General features: G+C 46.5%; 14 protein-coding genes. 6 read left to right on the forward strand and 8 right to left on the reverse strand.

What is annotated here, in order from left to right; translation table 11 throughout:
* Positions 1-7: 7 nt before the first annotated feature.
* The gene (locus ACJJIE_RS06640) at positions 8-2,233 is read right to left on the reverse strand and encodes a S46 family peptidase (protein ID WP_282933000.1); all 2,226 of its coding nucleotides are present in this window, start codon (positions 2,231-2,233) and stop codon (positions 8-10) included.
* Positions 2,234-2,862: 629 nt separating this feature from the next.
* Here ACJJIE_RS06640 and ACJJIE_RS06645 point away from each other — a divergent pair.
* The 4 genes from ACJJIE_RS06645 (at position 2,863) to ACJJIE_RS06660 (ending at position 7,423) form a co-directional block, all read left to right on the forward strand.
* Positions 2,863-3,585, forward strand: a complete 723-nt coding sequence (locus ACJJIE_RS06645; protein WP_444894020.1) for a DUF1826 domain-containing protein — start codon at positions 2,863-2,865, stop codon at positions 3,583-3,585.
* A gap of 42 nt (positions 3,586-3,627) precedes the next feature.
* Entirely contained in the window at positions 3,628-5,955 is a 2,328-nt protein-coding gene (locus tag ACJJIE_RS06650; protein ID WP_444894021.1) for a TonB-dependent receptor, read from the forward strand.
* A gap of 165 nt (positions 5,956-6,120) precedes the next feature.
* Positions 6,121-6,336 (forward strand): hypothetical protein, encoded by a 216-nt coding sequence (locus ACJJIE_RS06655; RefSeq protein WP_282933002.1) that lies wholly within the window; start codon positions 6,121-6,123, stop codon positions 6,334-6,336.
* A 907-nt stretch (positions 6,337-7,243) separates the two neighbouring features.
* Positions 7,244-7,423 carry a hypothetical protein gene (locus ACJJIE_RS06660; RefSeq protein ID WP_282933003.1) on the forward strand — a complete coding sequence of 60 codons (180 nt, stop codon included), beginning with the start codon at positions 7,244-7,246 and terminating at the stop codon, positions 7,421-7,423.
* A 170-nt stretch (positions 7,424-7,593) separates the two neighbouring features.
* Here ACJJIE_RS06660 and ACJJIE_RS06665 read toward each other — a convergent pair whose 3' ends face one another.
* The 6 genes from ACJJIE_RS06665 to ACJJIE_RS06690 form a co-directional block, all read right to left on the reverse strand.
* Positions 7,594-8,079 (reverse strand): DUF6702 family protein, encoded by a 486-nt coding sequence (locus ACJJIE_RS06665; protein ID WP_444894022.1) that lies wholly within the window; start codon positions 8,077-8,079, stop codon positions 7,594-7,596.
* Positions 8,080-8,186: 107 nt separating this feature from the next.
* Complete coding sequence (locus ACJJIE_RS06670) at positions 8,187-10,550, reverse strand: M1 family metallopeptidase (protein WP_444894023.1); 2,364 nt, start codon at positions 10,548-10,550, stop codon at positions 8,187-8,189.
* Positions 10,551-10,671: 121 nt separating this feature from the next.
* Positions 10,672-11,712, reverse strand: a complete 1,041-nt coding sequence (locus ACJJIE_RS06675; protein ID WP_282933006.1) for a CobW family GTP-binding protein — start codon at positions 11,710-11,712, stop codon at positions 10,672-10,674.
* Positions 11,712-12,179, reverse strand: coding sequence for a Fur family transcriptional regulator (locus tag ACJJIE_RS06680; protein ID WP_282933007.1), 468 nt, complete (start codon positions 12,177-12,179; stop codon positions 11,712-11,714). Before ACJJIE_RS06680 ends, ACJJIE_RS06675 begins: the two co-directional genes overlap by 1 nt.
* Positions 12,180-12,182: 3 nt before the next feature.
* A complete protein-coding gene (locus ACJJIE_RS06685; RefSeq protein ID WP_282933008.1) occupies positions 12,183-12,692 on the reverse strand; it encodes a ZrgA family zinc uptake protein in 510 nt (169 codons plus the stop codon).
* A 9-nt stretch (positions 12,693-12,701) separates the two neighbouring features.
* Positions 12,702-13,064: a MerC family mercury resistance protein gene (locus tag ACJJIE_RS06690; protein ID WP_282933009.1), complete on the reverse strand. Its 363-nt coding sequence runs from the start codon at positions 13,062-13,064 to the stop codon at positions 12,702-12,704.
* Positions 13,065-13,188: 124 nt separating this feature from the next.
* On the opposite strand from ACJJIE_RS06690, the gene ACJJIE_RS06695 reads away from it, so the two are divergent.
* On the forward strand, positions 13,189-13,608 hold the full coding sequence (locus ACJJIE_RS06695) for a TraR/DksA family transcriptional regulator (RefSeq protein WP_444894024.1): 420 nt from the start codon (positions 13,189-13,191) through the stop codon (positions 13,606-13,608).
* Positions 13,609-14,054: 446 nt separating this feature from the next.
* Positions 14,055-15,041 (forward strand): alpha/beta hydrolase, encoded by a 987-nt coding sequence (locus ACJJIE_RS06700; RefSeq protein ID WP_444894025.1) that lies wholly within the window; start codon positions 14,055-14,057, stop codon positions 15,039-15,041.
* A 394-nt stretch (positions 15,042-15,435) separates the two neighbouring features.
* Here the strand turns inward: ACJJIE_RS06700 and ACJJIE_RS06705 are convergent, their stop codons facing one another.
* Positions 15,436-16,686 carry an anthrax toxin-like adenylyl cyclase domain-containing protein gene (locus ACJJIE_RS06705; RefSeq protein WP_444894026.1) on the reverse strand — a complete coding sequence of 417 codons (1,251 nt, stop codon included), beginning with the start codon at positions 16,684-16,686 and terminating at the stop codon, positions 15,436-15,438.
* Positions 16,687-16,910: the final 224 nt, after the last annotated feature.

Below are 16,910 nucleotides of genomic sequence, written 5' to 3' on the forward strand. Positions count from 1 at the left end.
TTGCCGGCTACTGGCCCATCTCCCGAACCAAGTATCCGGCCCCGTCAATATTCTCCATTACCCAGAGAATATAAGCGATATCGACATGAATCGCCCGGGTACTATCGGTGAAGTCCCAATCAGCATTGATGCTATCGTATGTTCCGTCAAATACGACTCCCACCAGCTCGCCACGACCATTCATTGTCGGAGATCCTGAGTTACCGCCCGTAATATCTACGGTACTTAGGAAATTAACCGGTACTGAATCCAGCTGCTTTTCATAGTAACGGCCATAGTTCTTCTTATCGATCGCTTCCATCAAAGCCTTGGGAGCATCAAAGGGGTCCTCGCCGGTATACTTTGCCTTAATACCACGCAATGTTGTAAAAGGTACAAAGCCTTGTTTACCGTCATTACCATCTGCTGCCTCTTTAATTGTTCCAGCTGGTGGCTCATAGCCTTTAACCAGGCCATAAGTCACGCGAAGAGAGCTATTTGCATCCGGGTAGACCGGCTTACCTAGGGAGTGGTAATAATCTATCAGCATCTCCATATACTGTGGGCGCAATTGGGCGAAGCGCCCTTTCATGGACTCCTCATGCTCTTCACGCGTAAGCATATCATCGTACATGGCCACTGCCAGCTGGATAAACGGATCCTTGCTCTCTTTGAAGTCTTCGGGCTTTTTACCGATCCACGCTTCACGTACCTCGACATTGGAAAGCTCTGTTTCCTTATACATTTTGTCGAGAGTTGCCTCTAAGTCAGTATTGCCTTTGCCGATATTCAAGTAACGATCAAAGCTGGCTATACGCTGCTCCTTAGGGAGCGCCTGGTAACGGTCCAGGAAGTAAAGCCAGATCTGCTTGTCGACTGATGGGTGATAGCTGCGTTCTATACGACGCATGCCCTCTTTGAATCGGGTTAGATCCCGTTCCTGATAACCCGGCTTGCGATCAGCATCGGGTTTTTCGTTCTCTTTAGCCAATCGATACAGTTTGCTTGCGGCACCCAGCATGGCTGAACGATCCATATAATCGATGGCCAGGTCCTGTTCACGAGTTGATTCTTTTTCTACAACCAGCGCCTCAAGGTCATCAATAGTAGACTGGTATTTTTTCTGGCGGGCTTTGTCTGAATCCACCCAGGCCTGCAAATCTTTTTCCAGCTTTTCTTTACGCTGCAATAGATCGCTACGCTGGTATCCCTCCATCATGCCGGTAAAGTTTTTAGAGTAATTATTCAAGCCTGCCACGAGACTGGCATACTTTAACTCTGCATCTTTATTGTCGGCGGTAGCCGCACCAATCGTTTCTGACCACTCACCCAATACCCGCTGCATGTTTGGGTAATACCAGTTGAAGTTGCTTTCCACTTCCTGGGCAGTGCGATAACGGTTTGTACGCCCCGGATAACCGGCAACCATCACGAAATCACCTTCTTTAGGCCCTTTTGCCGCTACAGGCAAATAGTGCTTGGGCTCGTAAGGGACATTATCTTTGGAATAATCAGCCGGTTTACCATCTTTGCCAACATAGGCGCGGTAGAAAGCGTAATCGCCAGTATGGCGAGGCCACATCCAGTTATCGATATCGCCGCCGAATTTGCCAATCGAAGACGCCGGCGCATGAACCAAGCGCACATCGCGGATTTCCAGCTGCTTGACCAGGTAGTAGTTCAAACCGCCGTAGTAGCTATAGACCTCACAACGATGGCCCGGATCTTTTTCACACTCGGAAACCAGCGACTTCTCCGCTTCTTCGATTGCGGCAAAACGTGCAGCACCATCCATCTCATCTGTCAGGCGTTCGTTAACCTTGTCCGTTACTTCGTTCATTGCAACGGTGACGTAGACGCGGGAGCCCGGTGCAGCAGGCAGCTCTTCAGACAAATCTCCGGCCAGGAAACCTTCAGCCAGTAAATCCTTGGATTCAGTTGAATTGTATGAAATTGAACCGTAGGCGCAGTGGTGGTTGGTAATCACCAATCCCGTGGGGGAGACAAAGGAAGCGGAACATCCCCCCAGGCTGATCACCGCGTTCATTGGAAATTCGGTAAGCTTGGTCATGCTGGCTGGGTCCAGCTCCAGGCCATGAGTGCGAAGCTCTTTGGACAGCTCAGGCAACTGGTGAGGTTGCCACATGCCTTCAGTCGAAACACTCTCTTTCTCTGCGGCGAGGCTGGCGCAACTCGCTCCAGCAAATAATGCAGCAGTTGCAACCCCGTAAACAATAGAATTATTTATTTTCATATTTACTCAGCAATATTTAAAAAATAACAGGTTAATTTTGGGTACTTCCCAACGCTAACCCTGTCTTTTCCGGTACACCGAAAATTCACTCATAAACACGGCAGGCTGACAGAGTAACACACCCTCCCCAGCTGCAGGCCGGCACGAAGCTGCACCCCTAGCTAAATCCTGCCAGTCATTGCCATTATTTCCCAGGCTCCTCCACTCAAGTGGGATAAACCATAAATACACAATTGATATACCGTATCATTTTGATTCAATCAAATCTGAGCAAAATGTGAATTACGACGACAGCAAGAAAGAAATCTGCGATAAACAGTTTTGCTGCTAAAAAGAACATCGCCGAATAATCTACTTGCGCCAGGCAGTGGTCAATACGCCTCACCAAGGTTCCCTCCAGCTGTCAGAACTCCTGATGAATTCGGTCTTCAAGCTTGATTCACCCCAATGTTGGAGGTTGCCAAGGCCGACCATTCTCAATATGATATGTTATATCATAACCTGTATTAAGGAGTGGGTAGTCGAGTGAGGAATTTAGGTATTGCAGCGCCCGCCACAGCAGAGAGCAAAGCAATTAAAGCCCCTGAAAATAGTGTTTATTAGCCGAAGTTACTTAATTGGAGATTAGCTTGAGCCTGACCGACTTTACAGAAAGAAGCCATGAGACACTTATCACACAAACTCCAAGTGCTGAACTGGCTCCGAAAGAGGAAGGACTGTCAGAGGCAGACCTGCCAAATATCCGTCGGGCCGTATCTGCAGATATTGGAGAAGTTTTAACAGATATTTTCCAAGCTGATATCAATATGGCCATCTGGCAACGGGAACTGCCCAGTAGCATAGCCAGTGATTGCCGCACCCTCTTAAATAGTGGTGTACGCCCCAACCGCCGGATTCTGCTTCCCACCACCAAGATTGACCGTCTCGCTGAAGTATTACCGGAGCTTAAGCCCTACCCGCACCTATGTGCTGATATCCAGCTACTGGCAGATATGTTCAGTTACCTATTTGAGCTAAGTGGAGTCGGTATTCGTTTAACAACCCTGAACAGTGCAATGTGCCCCAAGTTTCATGTAGATCGGGTGCCCTGCCGATTGATTACGACATATTTAGGTACAGGTACAGAGTGGCTGACTCCAGACTCTATTGACCCAAATACGCTCGACTTAAAGGCTAACCAGGAATTTCCTTCAACTTCCATCAATCACTTGGCATGCGGCTCAGTTGCTCTACTCAAAGGTGAACTCTGGGAAGGCAATGAAGGATTCGGCCTAATCCATCGCTCACCCAGTGTCGATCCCGGCCAACTGCGACTACTGCTCACTTTCGATTTCGGGTCCGCCGACGAGTAACTAGCGTGCACTTGGACGTAAAAATCTTATAAGGAATAACTCATGAAACTTACTGCGAACCTTTTCGCACTGATGACCCTATCTAACCTGGCCCATGGGATTTCCGGCCAGGTATTAGATTCTTCTGGAGAGCCCATCTATGGCGCTAGTATTGAAGTCGCGGGAAGTAGACAGCAGGCACAAACAGATGCGCAGGGCCGATTTTCACTTGAGGTGAATACTTCACAGCTCCGCGAGATCCATATCAATGCCCCGGGGCACAGCCATAAGACAGTAATTTTACAAGCTGGTCAGGATGAGCCCCTGAAGGTTACCTTGCAACACACTGTTATCGAACAAATTGACGTAACAGCCACACCATTACATGCTTCCACCATTGAATCAGCACAACCAGTAACAGTGGTAGCCGGCGAAGAGCTGCGTCGAAAACAAGCCTCCACTTTGGGAGAAACCCTCAAGAATGAAGTAGGGGTTCATTCCAGCTACTTTGGACCAGTAGCCAGTAGTCCCATCATCCGCGGACTCAACGGCCCCCGCGTTCTGATTACCCAAAATGGGCTCGATAGCGCCGATGCCTCCCGAGTTGGCCCAGACCATGTCGTCGCCACTGAGACCATTACTGCAGAGCAGATAGAAATCCTGCGGGGGCCTGCCACTTTATTTTATGGTTCAGGAGCCATCGGTGGCGTAGTCAATGTGGTAGATGAGCGGATCCCTACCTCTAGTGAAAACAGGACTGCTTATTCGCTGGGAAGCAATACCGTGGCAGATGAGCGCGAAGCCTCGCTGGCTCATACCGGCGGCAATGATCAGCTGGCGTATCACGTGGACAGCTTCTGGCGCAAAAGTGACGACTATGAAATTCCCACCTCAAGCGACTATGGCGAAGAATCCAGTGGGGTATTAGAGAACAGTGACTCAAAAAGCAAAGGGTTCAACATCGGTGGCAACTGGTTTTTAGATAATGGTTCAATCGGCCTTGCCTATGGACGCCTGGAGCGAATTAACGGTATTCCCGGGCACAGCCATTCGCACGCTGAAGAACATGAGGAACACGAGGAAGATGAGTCAGAGCATCATGACGAGCATGAAGAAGAGTTAGAAGTAGTCTCTGACTTGAAACAGGACCGCTGGCAATTGGCTAGCGAACTGTCACTGGATAACCCATGGTTGAGCGGCCTGGATGCCAGAATTGGCTACACAGACTACGAACATTCTGAGATCGAAAACAACGCTATCGGTACGACATTCAGTAATCAAACACTGCAAGCACGGGTCAACCTGCTGCTGCAAGAGATGGCCGGCTGGCGTGGTGCAATAACCCTGGAAAGCAAAACCACCGATTTTGAAGCAATAGGCGAAGAGGCATTCACTCCGCCGAGCACAACGGAAAGCTCAGCGATTGGGCTAATACAGGAAAAGCACACGGGAGAGTTCCTATGGCAGTTAGGAGCCCGAATCGAAAGAGTCACTATCGAAGCCACCGATGATGACTGGGAGGGGGGAAATCTCGATAAGTTAGCTTTCACACCCTATAGCTTTTCTGCCGGCTTGGTCTGGGACATTGCCGCTAATTACAATGCCGGCATCTCTTTTACCCACGCCCAACGAGCACCCAGTGCCGCTGAACTTTTTTCTTATGGTCCCCATATTGGCACCAGCACCTTCGAAGTCGGCGCACTATTTAGACTGGATGACACAGAAGAGCCCTATTTTTACTACGAGAACAATGTTGAGGAAGAGGTTTCCAACAACATTGACCTCAGTTTTCGCCGGCATTCCGGAAATATCGGCTGGGTGCTGAATCTATTCTACAACCAGGTTGATAATTTCTACTACGAGCGAAATACGGGCTACACCAGCGAAGATATTGAAGAACACGATCACGATGAGGAAGAAGAGAGTCACGATCATGGCGAATTACCCGTTTATGTCTTCGATCAAGCTGATTCGACACTCTACGGGCTAGAAGCTGAATTTGCCTGGCAAATATCCAAGCCACTCACATTAACACTGTGGGGAGACACTGTTCGTGGAAAGTTAGATGACGGAGGTAACCTGCCTCGCACTCCACCTGCACGATTGGGCGGTATGTTAAGTTATAGCTCCAATGGATGGGATGCAGGAATTGAGATTACGCACGCGTTTGAGCAAAACAAAGTATCAGAACTGGAAACCAGCACCGCTGCTTACACACTTTTGAATACTGAGCTTGCATACACTTTTCAAGGAAGCCAACACGACCTCACCGTTTATCTGAAGGCTAACAATCTAACTGACGAGTTAGCTTACGTGCATTCATCCTTCCTAAAGGAACTTGCTCCACTGCCGGGGCGGAACTTTAGTGTTGGATTGCGAGGCATGTTTTAGTCAGGGAAAGGCTTTAGTCAATCAATGAAACCACCAGCAGTAATCATTGCCGGTGGTTTTTCCATTTTATAAATTGCCCTCAATAAGAACTTAGAAAAATCCCTGCGTTTTCACAAGAACTTCCCTTAGGGCCCGTAGGCACCAAGAAAATAATTAGGAGTTATTATGACCCAGCCAGTAGTACCAGAGAATTTCAACGCTTGGCTACATTGCATTACGGTAGAGTGCGGCATCGAACTAACACCAGAATTTGTTGATGAGCGCATCAATGCACTGCAGGACAACAAGAACTACCACACCCGTAATTTTATTCTCTTATACGGGCAAGAATACCACCAGAAAGTACTCAGCTGGTTTAAACAAGTATGTGAAGGAATATAACCCCGGAGACAACCAAAAACCACCAAAACCAAAGGACACAATAGCCTCGACTGGAATTATGTGACTCCAGATTAATAGTTTTATAAGGAAACCCAAACACCCTACCCATCGATGCGGATAATTTAAGAAAGATTTACATCTAGCTATTACTCCAACCTAAAACAACCATAGCGACCTCAACTCAACTGCCTTTACAAGCAACAAGAAGCCGTTAATAACATCCAGAAATTGATACCAGAGATCACAGTTACTCAAACTAAAGATCTGAAACGGAAATTACGAAAATGAAACCCCTGATACCAAGTAGGGTTTTACGACTTGCCGCCCACAAAGCGCGGCCATTTAATCAAAAAATATAAAATAAAGAGTCGCATCTAGAGATTGCCATTAGCCTACTAAAACACAGCATTACAAATAGCACTTTTTCTAACAGTTAGGTCCGCCATTCATTTATCATGGCTTCAATGCGATTCATTTGGTGCATTAACATTTAGAAAACAACTTCTAAGCATAAAAATAAGGAACAAAAATGCCACTAATGACCTTAATCCCTGAGGGGCAAACACCAGGTAGAAGAACGCGTCTGTTAGCTGAGGCGATGGGAAATGCGAAACCCGCTTTCATGAACGGCACTCTGACAGGACCAGAGCTTTCCCTTTATACAAAACTAAGTAGTTTGCAATGCTGGGACGCTGCGCTCTACTGTGCCTGGAGTGCCAAAGGTGTAAACTGCCCTAGTGTAACCATGGACAACAAAAACTATAATGTTACTGGTAACAATAACTACAAGAGAATTTTTGGAGCCACCCCCTGAACCCGATCAGTTAATACTCTGCACGATTTAATGACCTTGCCGGAGGGCTGCTTCGTTGGTTTTCTATCAAATTTAGGAGTTATGAGACATGTAATGATTCATACCTCAAATGGTCATGGAGCAGGCAATAAAAGTGACTGTGTTTTTACTGATGGAAATACAGGCGGTTGGGAGCTATTAGATATGGCTCATTTTTTTGGTAAAGATAGTAATCATAACGGCAATTCCCATACAACCATGATATATATGCCGGTAACGGGGCAAGTAATTTAACTTTTCTCAAGAGTGGACGTATAGCCTATTGAGCTATTCTGCTTTTGACTGCATCAGTTCAGATTTGATCTGACAGTTACCGGTTTTCAAAAGGTCTTCTGTCAGGTCAACCCTGAACTACAGTTATTCAATCAACTACAGAATTAGATACTATCTGACAAGTTTCCAGCTCATAAAGTGAACCCTACCTTACTCTCACCGGGCTTTAAGGTGTAGCTTTGAGTTCTCCTGCCATTATTGACATTCAAAGTGTTCACCTGGTCCAGCTCTATTTCCATCAGCGTTGATTGCTTAACGTTCAATTTTTTACTGGAAATATCTACCAACGGTACTTCCTGATATATCCAGATATCATGAACATCAGCTTCCATACCTACCCAATTAAGCTTCACCACTTCACCATTTTCCTGGCTAATTTGGAATCTTGAATTGACATAGTTCTCCATCTGTTTCTGCGCTTCATTCAACTCCTTACTGGCGCTTATTGATAGGGCCTTTTCAATATCAGCAACAAAAAAACGATGGGAAATCTCTAGTGTTTGAGTTCGCTCATTTACGGAGATATCGGTCAAACCAAAATGATAGCGATGTGCGCTAGCCTGGAGTGCGAATACAGAGGTCGTGACTATCAATAAAAAGGAAAATAAAACTTTCATCAATTACTACCACTACACAATAAATATTCTAGAGGGATACTTTAGTTAAACGCTCGAAGTGCAGCTCTCCAAGTCAATTGTCTGAGAGCTACACCGCTGTCTATGGTTTAATCTTTCTCTTCAAGCTCCTCATCCCAATCCTTCATCAAGTTACGCTGTTTTTCATCCTTAAATAGTTCCAGGCGTGACTTGATAATTCGACGTGGATAGAAATTGTTCTCCACATTGACGTCCGCTGTTTCCCAATGGGGATCGAGTACTACAGACTTAAGCACCTTGCTTTTATCCCTCACCAGCATTTTGGAGGTCTTCTTGGCATTGCGAGTCCAGATTTCAGCGGGGATACGCAAATCCTCAACACTCCCATCTTCATATTCCAGCCGCAGGAACAGTGGCATCACCAAGCCACCAATATTGCTAAAGTCCAGCACGTAGACATTACTCTCAACCTTGAGCATGTCTTTTTCCCAGTCCTCTAGATTTTCTAGTTTACTTTGGTAGCTATTGCGATCCGCATTAGAAACGTCAAACTCATCGTGAGTATTATAGAAGTCTTCCAACTCCGGCTTAGCATCGACGATTCGAGTCAACTTTTTCGCGCGATTTTCAATAACAGTGATAGTCTCGGGTTCCCGTTTATGCTGGGCGCGCTTCCAAGGCCCTTCCACTTCAGGATTTTGTGTACCAACGGTGTAATGATGTACGGCATCAAGGCTGATATCGACATTATCAGTGGTGTAGAACCATCCGCGCCAGAACCAATCCAGGTCCATACCTGATGCATCTTCCATAGTGCGGAAAAAATCTGCTGGCATTGGGCGCTTGAACTTCCAGCGCTGAGCGTATTCGCGGAAAGCGAAGTCAAACAACTCACGCCCCATAATGGATTCACGCAGGATATTCAGTGCAGCCGCCGGCTTGCCGTAGGCGTTGTTGCCAAGCTGAAGTACGGATTCCGAATTCGTCATAATCGGAACCTGGTTCTCACTCTTCATATATTCGACAATTTTTCGTGCATCGCCACGGCGGGATGGATACTTCTCTTCCCATTCCTGCTCAGCCAGGAACTGTACGAAAGTATTCAGCCCCTCATCCACCCAGGTCCACTGGCGCTCATCAGAATTGATAATCATAGGATAGTAGTTATGCCCTACTTCATGAATGATCACCGAGATAAGCCCATACTTGGTGCGACGGGAATAAGTGCGCTTGCTGCGGTCCTCCTCATCTATTTCCGGTCGCGGACCATTAAAGGTGATAATGGGGTATTCCATTCCCCCCACAGGGCCGTTAACTGAAATAGATACAGGGTAGGGATAGTCAAAACTGTAGCGGTTATAGACATCTATTGTATGAATAATGGACTCTGTCGAGTACTTATCCCATAGCGGAGTCCCCTCTTCCGGGTAAAAGGACATAGCCATCGTATCGGTTCCACCCTTCTTGTAACCCTGTGCGTCCCACAGGAATTTACGTGACGAAGCCCAAGAAAAGTCACGTACATTCTCAGCTTCAAATACCCAGGTTTTACGCTTATTTGAACGACTCTTTTCGTTCTCCAGCGCTTCATCCTTAGTGACAATCATCACAGGCTTACTCGCTACTCGAGCCTTTCTCAAACGCTCGCGCTGCTTGGAAGTCAATACATCCTTGGGATTTTGAAGAACACCGGTTGCAGCAACGATATGATCTGCTGGCACTTCAATAGCAACGCGATAATCCCCAAACTCCAGCGCAAATTCGCCGCGTCCCAGGAACTGCTTGTTTTGCCACCCGCTAACATCGTTATATGCAGCCATACGAGGGAACCATTGGGCTATCTCGTATAAATAGTTATCGTCGCGCTCAAAATATTCATAACCGGAACGCCCACCCAGCGCTTTCTGCTCAATAACCTTGTAAGCCCAGCCAATCTGGAAACTCACTCTGGAACCTGAGGCCAGAGGCTGGGGCAAGTCAATTCGCATGCCGGTATCGACAATAGTATGGCGAAGCTCCCTACCCCGAGTGTCAGCCACTTTAGTAATCTGGTATCCGCCTGGGAATTCACCGGATACTACTGCACGACGAAAACTCTTAAATGGAATGGTGTCCGGTTCAATAGCTTCCATATCAACCGGCGTCGCCAAATTACCAGAGGAATTTGGCTTGAAGCGATTTTGATCCAGTTGCACCCACAAGTAACGCAGGGTGTCCGGCGAATTATTGGTGTAAGTGATGGTCTCTGAAGCAGTGATCAGTTGCTTATCATCATCCAATGAAACCTTGATATCGTAGTCCGCCTGCTGCTGCCAATAGGCATGACCAGGGGCTCCCGAAGCTGTGCGATAGCTATTCGGTGTCGGCAGTAGTTCCTCCAGCTGGCGGAACTTATCACCGGTTACATTTAGGGGATCTGCGGCAAAGCTGCCCGAGGTTCCGGACATAGCAAGCCATGCCACAGTTAAGCGGCCGAGTAATTTTATATTCATTGGTTTACTTCAGAGATTTACGTCAGATTAAAACTTTACGGAATACGGCCGCGAAAAAATGACCGAATTTATGCAAAAATTTCTAATAAGCCTGGCCAGATTTGAATACCTGGCCATATAGCTATTTGGATTCGTAAAACACTTTTGTTTCGGTACCCTGGTTATCCGCCAGGGCAGCGATCCAGGAGCTCTCCATTGCATCCCAATCCAAACGCGCTTGGTTAATCGCCTCTACCCGGCTTTCCAATGTGTCATCCAGCTCTAAAACTGTAAGCACTTTGTCAGCCTTATTAAATCCAAATACACCTTGCTCGGTAATAAATACCCCCTTGATTCTCTCAGCGTCAGTGCCACTGAATAGTGAAAAGAGCGCATCATAATCAAATATAAATTCGGGGCTAAAACGCCAGCCACAGCTGTAGTAACCCTCTCCGCTATTCTCTGAGCGGAGATAGCCACACTCCGGCAATAGCTCAATCTCATCCGCCGCCTGAGTTACTGGGTGGTGGTGGTCACTCCCCGACGAGACCTGAAAACTGCAGGGCAGTTGGAGCCAATCCAATTCGATACGCCCCTGCTCCACCACTTGCAGCGGTTTTTCAGCGCCCTCACCTAAGAACGAGAGAAATCGCTGAAGGTTTTGCAAGTCTTCGGGGCCGTAGAGATCAGACTTATTAGCCACTACCAGATCAGCAACTTCTAATTGCTGCCGAAAAGTCTCACTGCGTAAGTAGCGGTCGTCTTCAATACAGCGAGCATCGACCAAAGTTAGCGTACCGCGAAGGTCCAACACACCGCCGCGCACTGCATCAGACAAAGCCGCCAGCACCTCTCTGGGGTGCCCCAGGCCCGTCGGCTCAATTATTAATCGATGGGGCCTGGCCTTAGCCAGTAACTGGTTTAAAGCGACCTGCATCGGCAAACCAGCAGCACAGCACATACAACCGCCAGGTACCTCTCGAATATAAATATTGCCTTCCTGTTCTGGTTCAAAAAGTGCGCCATCAACACCCACTTCTCCAAACTCATTGACCAGAACAGCCCAGCGCTCATCAGCGGGCTTACTTTCCAGGAGATGCCGGATAGCCGTTGTCTTGCCGACGCCCAAAAAACCAGTGATAACGTTGGCAGGTACCCCGCGTATTAACTGACTAGCTGCCACTAAGCTGCATCCCGGCTGCACTCATCACAAACACAATCCAGCTCCAATTGGGATGTCTGGAGATGATATCCGGCACTTTCAACCGTATCCCGCAATGCATCAATGACTTCGGGCCTAATGCCAATTTCCCGCACTTTGCTGCAGCGATTGCAGATTAAAAACTGTGGAGTCTGGTGGCTGTGGTCACAGGCAATATGAGCACAGGCCAGGTACTTGTTTTCTGAATTGAGTTTGTGAACCAGGTTCTCTGCTGCCAGAAAGTCCAGCATTCGATAGACTGACATGGCGGGAATTGAGTCGCCAAAGTCACCATTGTAATGCTCCGCTATTTCATAGGCAGAGAGCGGAGTTTTTGACCGCAACAACACGGTAAGAACGTTCTTACGCTTTTCAGTCAGGCGGGCACCTGAACTGCGACAGGTTTGTTCCGCCACACTCAGGGTCTGTTTGATTTGGGATGCTTTCATAGCCTATTTCATTTGCAATTTGTTGTCTTTACCAGTGAGCAGTTCAGCCCCCTGACGACCGGAGCTGATCCATTGCACTGCAATCCCATGAATACCGGGAAACCTCTCAAACAGGGTAACAATGACACTGTTGAACTCTGCCAGATTATCACACTTGAATTGGTAACTAGCACGGAAACCACTGTGCACTGAGTTGTCACTGGTAACTTCTGCGCTATATGGCGCCTTAACTTCCACACTTAAGGGATGGCACTGAGCACCGACAAACTCCAAAAAATGGTCTGGCTTGGATAGATTAAAAGCAACCTGTTCTAACAGCCGCTCTTGAGCATCGTTACGTGGCGCATGCTCAAATCCCACCAGGTCGACTGTGGGCGACTCCAGCTCGACACTGATTCTGTCTGCTTCGGCCACCAGGTACATCATCGCCTTACCGTGAACATGGCTTCCCACCTCTGCAGCCACCGGGCCAGCCCAAAAAAACACAACGAACAATGCTCCTGCAAGCCTCATGATCTTCACCTATTCGACAAGAGCGTCCCGATAAATCAAGCGCTGATTTACCCAATGGGCAACAATCAATAAGCCTGCACCAAGAACACTGGCAACTAGCTCCCATACCCCCTCGATATATAGCGCACCAACCAATAGCAATGCCCCGGAGAAACCAACAATCATTACCGCGTAGCGCTGATGGCGTCGGCAAGAGGCTGGGAAGCTGGCCAAGGCCAGAATTACCACGGGTACAAGCAACAGCAAGTGGAGAAACTGGTCCTCTTGTAAAGCACCCAGTATCCCCAAACCTCCCAATACCGGTAACAAAGGAGTCAAAAGACAGTGCAGCAAGCAAAGCCCAGAAGCCAAAATTCCTAAAGTATCTCTCACAACAATCCTTTTAATCTACGAGAACCCAAGACAACCACATACACTTCAGCCAACATGATGATATGTTATATCATCAATTTAATATTTCAAGTCAACGTGAGCTATGGAACAGGGGATTCATGGAATGCCAAAAATCAGTGAGCAAGAACTGCTGGGGATGCCCGCCTCAGACTATATGAACGAAAAACAACTATTATTCTTCCAGCATCGTCTAATGGAATTGAAAAGCGACCTAATGGCAGAGGTTGAACAGGGACAGCAGGCTATTGCAACCACGAACCTTGCCTTAGCTGATGACCTGGACCGAGCGGCCGCAGAGCAAGAAAACCAGCAACACCTACGCTTTACCGGCCGCAAGCATCTACTTCTGCGCAAGATCCAGCGGGCATTAGAGAAGATTAAAGATGGCACTTACGGGTACTGTGAGATAAGTGGAGATCCGATCGGTTTGCAGCGACTGCTATTAAGGCCCACTGCAGAACTCTCCTTTGAAGAAAAAAGTCGCCAGGAAATGCTGGAACGCAACTACAGCAAGCAAAGGTAAGCACCATACTCGGCCTCACGCTTTGCTGTGACTAGATATAACACGGTAGCACCTTGAGGAATGGAGGTTTTCATGCTGCCTTAGAGGATAGCCGACAGCCTTCTCAACCAAAGAAGGGCTTTAGTGGTCACTTTAGTTATTCGGCAAAACCCTAGACTCCCAACATAAGTGGCACACGCTAGCCTAGAAGAAGTACAAACCGGCTCAAGTAATTAGTACTCATCTTAGGCGTACGCTGGTTCGAAACACAATACCTCAGCAGACTCCTAAGCTCCCTTCGCAAAACAAGGGCAAAAGTTGGAAAAGCCCTAAATTATGAACGAAGTACCCCTCACAGCAGGTTTGCAGGTAGAAGAAACTGGTTGCCTATATGGAACATATCAAAGGCAAGAGAAAAACGAATAATCCTGCGAGTAAATTACCGCAACCTCCTAAAGTCAAAAACCATGAAAACCAAAGTATCTCTAATTGAAGTACTCGCCATTACCTTAACATGCTTAGCTACTTCAGCTTGCTCCCAAAGGATCGCAAGCTTTATAGACAATGCTGAAGATTATTCTTTTAACAACAGAATAACTGCCGATCAAATTAAAGACTTAGACTTCAAAAAAGACAAATATTGCCCACTGCAAAAAAAGAACTGTATTAGCTATTACTATGGTCCACCTTTAACCGATAACAAACTTCAGTACTCCGTAAAGCATGGAGAAGGCGACAAAGAGAACAATGTTAAAATCGATTTAACCAGAAACTCTATGGAGCGGAGTTACGATGGTACCGTAATCTTATTGCATGGATTTCGCACCTCCAAAGATTTTATGATCAATTCAGCTTTATACTTCCGTTTTCTTGGGTTTCAGGTTGTTGTTCCAGATCTTCTCGGTCATGGTGATTCAGGTGGCAATAAAAAATACGGAGTGGATGACAGCAATTATATTAACCACCTCATTGACAATTTAATTAAAGAGGGCGTCATTAAAGATGAGGATATTTATATTCTGGGAAATTCGATGGGTGCATTAACGGCAGCCCATATTTCTTTCCAACGACAAGACATTAGTGGAATTATCCTTTCGGCCCCAATGCCATCATTTGATGAAGCTGTGTACAATTATGCAAAACGTGACCACCCACTACTTAGCAAAATCATCCCTGAAAAAGACTTTCGCAAGGGTGCAATTCTGGCTCTAGAGAAAGCCAAAATCAATCTGGATGACACGAAGATAATACCACTCCTAAAGTCCTCCAAGGTTCCAACACTACTAATACTCTCAGATTCAGACCAAATATCTCCTTATGTGGATTATGAAAACTTGAAAAAAGACAATGTAACGTTAATTAAAATTACTGGCAGATATCACCCAAGCATGAATACAATAGGAGAAGTCGAACATAAAGAAATTATTAAATGGCTTAACAGCACTCAAAGTTAGTTACACAAAAAATTGAGAACAAATTCCTATTTTATCTTTGATGTCAGTTTAGTACTATTCCGTCGCCCCCCTTACAACCTTGCGCATCCCACGAGAGCTACCACCTGAAGTAGAAACCCCTTATCAGACTTCCAAGTAGGTTGATGCTCTATGATTTGCTCCACAAGCTTATGGTGAGCTTGGCTAGATTGGAGCACCTCACTTGACTGCCGCCTAGGTAAATGTATTTATTTCCGCGCACACCTTCTCTCTGTGTATATTGAACACCTCAAATATATACAGAATCATCTACTTTACCTAAAAGGACCGCTCCAAAAAACGCTGTTAACAACCAGCCTCCGGAGAAGTAGTGGCTACTTTTCAAGTAACCACAGACATCGACATAATAACTCTATTAAGCATTGTACCAAGGTGGGACGATCCACTGACCAAAGTGCCAGTCGCGAGGTACAAATCTTCCATACCCTTGCCCCAATCGGTCGGGCTTATTATTGGTAGGGTTCATTGCCCAACCCTCTGCCAAAGTGACATGGACACCATGTATTCTACACATTGCGATAAATTCTCTAAAAGCCTGCAAAGTTTGAATAACCACTTCACTGCGAGCAGGAGTAAATGCAATAAGGGGTAAATCTATATCGTTCACATATGGGCGTGCGGCTTCATCACTGTGCCATAGTACATTTCTTCTGGGGAATGGCCCCCAATGCCCAGCTCCAGCTCTCGGGTTGCGAATGCCACCAATTGTGGAATTGAGTGTCTGGCTTACTTCATAAATCCGATTAGTTATATTACCCAGTTTAGTGCCTTGCCCTTGGGTAGTGAAATTTCTCTCCAATTGATTTTCGATATGCTGGCGCTGCGACCAAGCTTGAGCAGTGCCGAGAATACGGCGATCATCTCCATATCGATCAAACCTCTTTGCCCCCTGCTTAAATGGCCAAATAGCAAATAAGTCGTAATCCCCGGTAATGGCATTCAGAGGGTGCTCATTTCGAAAATGACGATGCTCCACTGGATTGGTCATCGCCAGTAGCGGCTCATACATGTCTTTGTACTTAGTGTCATACTGAACAACGATATTACCCCGCTCCTGGATAAAACCTGACTGTCTGCTCTTTTCCTTATCAACATAAACACCCCACATATCTCCCAAGCATGTGTTAACCCTGATAAGAGAATAGTGAAAAGTAATGCCACTGGGGTGGCTGGCTATACCTTCGTAACGATCTTGAGTTTTTCTTGTAACATTGATCTTTCCGTTCTGAATTAGCCAATCAACCCGTTCCTGATACAAGCGAAGCGGTGTTGTTGATGCAGTCCATCCCGCGCCAGAGTTGTTATCAGTGAATGCTTCTTGATGCTGGGCGCGGTTATAGGCCGCTTTTCTCATCCCGTGTTTATTTAACCGGGGGTCTCGTAAAACAAAACCAGCCATCGGCCCCCAATCGCATGACTTCCCATGAATCCTAAATCCCTTTGTATCATATCCCTGCTCAAGTAATTGAGTACACGTTGGCCCTGTTGCGCGAACGATGATAACGCAACGGTGAGATGCTGCAGTAGTTTTAAATGCGTCTGCATGAGAAGCCGGGCAGCCTATAAGGTTTTGGCGCAATGCAGCATTGTTAAATATAAGGTCCATGTATTAACTTCCTGTTTCGGGGCAGCCTACATATAAATTTCGATTAGCTAAATAAATGCTATTTATAGAAATTTATTACGATGAATGTAAAACTACTAAATCTATATTTTGTGCCTCTAAAAATAAGCACCAATCCAACTACTATTATCAAATACGCCAAAGTTAAGAACTTGCTCACCGCCCTTAACCCTGACTTGTTTATAGGTCTGTATCTGTGAACACAA

Source organism: Microbulbifer maximicatervae (SeqCode), assembly GCF_052467325.1.

Bases quoted from the DNA above. Each gene is read 5' to 3' on its own strand.
- ACJJIE_RS06640 (WP_282933000.1), bottom strand. From the start codon at position 2,233: ATGAAAATAAATAATTCTATTGTTTACGGGGTTGCAACTGCTGCATTA.
- ACJJIE_RS06670 (WP_444894023.1), bottom strand. From the start codon at position 10,550: ATGAATATAAAATTACTCGGCCGCTTAACTGTGGCATGGCTTGCTATG.
- ACJJIE_RS06660 (WP_282933003.1), top strand. From the start codon at position 7,244: ATGATTCATACCTCAAATGGTCATGGAGCAGGCAATAAAAGTGACTGT.
- ACJJIE_RS06650 (WP_444894021.1), top strand. From the start codon at position 3,628: ATGAAACTTACTGCGAACCTTTTCGCACTGATGACCCTATCTAACCTG.
- ACJJIE_RS06695 (WP_444894024.1), top strand. From the start codon at position 13,189: ATGCCAAAAATCAGTGAGCAAGAACTGCTGGGGATGCCCGCCTCAGAC.
- ACJJIE_RS06680 (WP_282933007.1), bottom strand. From the start codon at position 12,179: ATGAAAGCATCCCAAATCAAACAGACCCTGAGTGTGGCGGAACAAACC.
- ACJJIE_RS06665 (WP_444894022.1), bottom strand. From the start codon at position 8,079: ATGAAAGTTTTATTTTCCTTTTTATTGATAGTCACGACCTCTGTATTC.
- ACJJIE_RS06685 (WP_282933008.1), bottom strand. From the start codon at position 12,692: ATGAGGCTTGCAGGAGCATTGTTCGTTGTGTTTTTTTGGGCTGGCCCG.
- ACJJIE_RS06655 (WP_282933002.1), top strand. From the start codon at position 6,121: ATGACCCAGCCAGTAGTACCAGAGAATTTCAACGCTTGGCTACATTGC.
- ACJJIE_RS06705 (WP_444894026.1), bottom strand. From the start codon at position 16,686: ATGGACCTTATATTTAACAATGCTGCATTGCGCCAAAACCTTATAGGC.
- ACJJIE_RS06700 (WP_444894025.1), top strand. From the start codon at position 14,055: ATGAAAACCAAAGTATCTCTAATTGAAGTACTCGCCATTACCTTAACA.